The 3,386-nt window shown below is 70.8% G+C and carries 2 protein-coding genes and 1 pseudogene; all 3 read left to right on the forward strand.

All coding sequences use genetic code 11. The features are described 5' to 3' along the window. Positions 1-1,669, forward strand: a 1,669-nt coding sequence (locus GPJ59_RS34760; RefSeq protein WP_258025377.1) for a DNA translocase FtsK, incomplete at its 5' end; no start/stop codon positions are given. 230 nt (positions 1,670-1,899) lie between these two features. Further along, positions 1,900-2,802, forward strand: coding sequence for a helix-turn-helix domain-containing protein (locus tag GPJ59_RS34765; RefSeq protein WP_219672030.1), 903 nt, complete (start codon positions 1,900-1,902; stop codon positions 2,800-2,802). A gap of 125 nt (positions 2,803-2,927) precedes the next feature. Further along, a pseudogene (locus GPJ59_RS34770) lies at positions 2,928-3,386 on the forward strand (30S ribosomal protein S12 methylthiotransferase RimO); the annotation flags it as partial.

Here is a 3,386-nt window from a genome sequence, read left to right on the forward strand (position 1 = left end):
CCCCGGCGCCCCGACCGCAACAACGGCCCCGGCCGAGGAAGCCGGCCGCCCCGCGAAGCCCACCGGCTCCGCGTCCGCCGGCTCCGCATCCGGCTCCGCGTCCGCCGGGTTCGTCGTCCCGGACCTGACCAAGGCCCCGCCGGAGCCCACCGGCGGGCTGCCGCCGCGCGCCGAGCAGCTCCAGCTGCGCGGTGACATCACCTACGCCCTGCCCTCGCTCGACCTGATGGAGCGCGGCGGCCCCGGCAAGACCCGTAGCGCCGCCAACGACGCGATCGTGGCGTCCCTGACGAACGTCTTCGCCGAGTTCAAGGTCGATGCGAAGGTCACCGGCTTCACCCGGGGCCCGACGGTCACCCGCTACGAGGTGGAGCTCGGCCCCGCGGTGAAGGTCGAGCGGATCATCGCCCTGACCAAGAACATCGCGTACGCCGTCGCCTCGCCCGACGTGCGGATCATCTCGCCCATCCCCGGCAAGTCCGCCGTGGGCATCGAGATCCCGAACACCGACCGCGAGATGGTCAACCTCGGCGACGTCCTGCGCCTGGCCGACTCCGCCGAGGACGACCACCCGATGCTGGTGGCGCTCGGCAAGGACGTCGAGGGCGGCTACGTGATGGCCAACCTGGCGAAGATGCCGCACGTGCTGGTGGCCGGCGCCACCGGCTCCGGCAAGTCCTCCTGCATCAACTGCCTGATCACCTCGATCATGGTCCGCGCCACCCCGGAGGACGTGCGGATGGTCCTGGTGGACCCCAAGCGGGTGGAGCTGACGGCGTACGAGGGCATCCCGCACCTGATCACGCCGATCATCACCAACCCCAAGCGGGCCGCCGAGGCCCTGCAGTGGGTCGTGCGCGAGATGGACCTGCGCTACGACGACCTGGCCGCCTTCGGCTACCGGCACATCGACGACTTCAACGAGGCGATCCGCAGCGGCAAGGTCAAGCTGCCCCCGGGCAGCGAGCGCGAGCTGACCCCGTACCCGTACCTGCTGGTGATCGTGGACGAGCTGGCGGACCTGATGATGGTCGCCCCGCGCGACGTCGAGGACGCCATCGTCCGCATCACGCAGCTGGCCCGGGCCGCCGGCATCCACCTGGTGCTCGCCACCCAGCGGCCGAGCGTGGACGTGGTCACCGGCCTGATCAAGGCGAACGTGCCCTCCCGGCTCGCCTTCGCGACCTCCTCGCTCGCCGACAGCCGGGTGATCCTGGACCAGCCGGGCGCGGAGAAGCTCATCGGCAAGGGCGACGGGCTGTTCCTGCCGATGGGGGCGAACAAGCCGGTCCGCCTCCAGGGCGCCTTCGTCACCGAGGCCGAGATCGCCGGGATCGTCCAGCACTGCAAGGACCAGATGGCGCCCGTCTTCCGGGACGACGTCACCGTCGGGCAGAAGCAGAAGAAGGACATCGACGAGGAGATCGGCGACGACCTGGACCTGCTGTGCCAGGCGGCGGAGCTGGTGGTCTCCACCCAGTTCGGCTCCACCTCCATGCTCCAGCGCAAGCTCCGCGTGGGCTTCGCCAAGGCCGGGCGGCTCATGGACCTGATGGAGTCGCGGGGCGTGGTGGGGCCCAGCGAGGGGTCCAAGGCGCGCGACGTCCTGGTCAAACCGGATGAGCTGGACGACGTCCTGGCCGTCATCCGCGGAGAGTCCCAGCCGTAACGCAACGGTGTCTCACCCGTAAGGGAACGCGGGACAACCGTTTCCCTTGGCCGCGCGTCAAGTTGAGGGAAAGGGACGGCTCCGTACCGCACCCACGCACCCCCGCTCCACCAGGAACCCCGGCCGCCATACGGATGGCGTACGGAGTCCACCCTCCGGTTGCTCCACCCTTTCGTCACCCCCCTAGACTGGGAATCCAGCAGGTGGCTACACGCTCGAAAGGCGCCCTTGTGTCCATCGGCAACTCCAACTCCCCTGAAGACGACCAGCCTTCGACCGACGACCGGTCCGAGGACCGGCTCGTTCCGTCCGACGGTGGTTCCTCCATCGGGACGGCCCTGAAGAAGGCCCGGATCGCCGCCGGGCTCACCGTCGACGAGGTCAGTTCCGTCACCCGCGTGCGCATCCCGATCGTGCACGCGATCGAGCAGGACGACTTCACGCGGTGCGGCGGCGACGTGTACGCCCGCGGCCACGTCCGTACGCTCGCCCGGGCCGTCGGGCTCGATCCCGTTCCGCTGGTCGAGGCCTACGACGCCGCCCACGGCGGCCGGCCGGCCCCGACCCCCGCCGCGCCCCTGTTCGAGGCCGAGCGGATCCGGCCGGAGCGGCAGCGGCCGAACTGGACCGCGGCCATGGTCGCGGCGATCGTCGCCGTGATCGGCTTCGTCGGCTTCACCGCCTTCGGCGGGAGCGACGACGGCGCCCGGCGGCCGGTGGCGGAGGGCTCCGCCGCGCCCAAGCCGGCGCCCAAGCAGTCCGGCGCCCAGCCGTCCCAGCAGCCCCAGACCCCGCAGGCCCCCCAGGCGCCCAAGCCGGAGCCTTCGGACAGCGCCATCGCGGCCGCGCCCAAGGACATGGTCACGGTCGTGCTGACGGCGGCCGACGGCGAGAGCTGGATCTCGGCGAAGGACCACAGCGGGCGGCTGCTCTTCGACGGCACCCTCGCGATGGGCGACTCCAAGACGTTCACCGACAAGGAGTCCATCGACCTCGTGCTCGGTGACGCCGGGGCCGTCCAGCTGTTCGTGAACGGCAAGGAGATCAAGGACGACTTCCAGCCGGGGCAGGTGGAACGCCTCACGTACACCAAGGACGACCCCCGCCAGGCCGGCCCGGCCCAGGCAGGCTGAATTTCCGGTTCCGGATCCCCCGGGGTGCGAACCTGCGCCCCGGGGATCTCCGTTTCATCGAGACGATCTTGGTTTACCGGGACTTGGGGCAGGGGTCGGCGTTCGGACAAAGTAGTCTTGAGTCCATGCCCGAACGCCGTACCGTCGCCCTTGTCACTCTTGGCTGCGCCCGTAACGAGGTGGACTCGGAGGAGCTCGCAGGCCGCTTGGCGGCGGATGGCTGGGAGCTCGTCGAGGACGCCGCCGACGCGGACGTCGCCGTCGTCAACACCTGCGGCTTCGTCGAAGCCGCGAAGAAGGACTCCGTAGACGCCCTGCTGGAGGCCAACGATCTCAAGGATCATGGCCGCACCCAGGCCGTCGTCGCCGTCGGCTGCATGGCCGAGCGCTACGGCAAGGAGCTCGCCGACGCCCTCCCCGAGGCCGACGGCGTGCTCGGCTTCGACGACTACGCCGACATCTCCAGCCGCCTCCAGGTGATCCTCAGCGGCGGCCACGTCGAGGCGCACACCCCGCGCGACCGCCGCAAGCTGCTGCCGATCAGCCCGGCCGAGCGGCAGGGCGCCGAGGGCGTGGCCCTGCCC

It is taken from the genome of Streptomyces bambusae (assembly GCF_019400985.1).
GTDB lineage: Bacteria > Actinomycetota > Actinomycetes > Streptomycetales > Streptomycetaceae > Streptomyces > Streptomyces bambusae_A.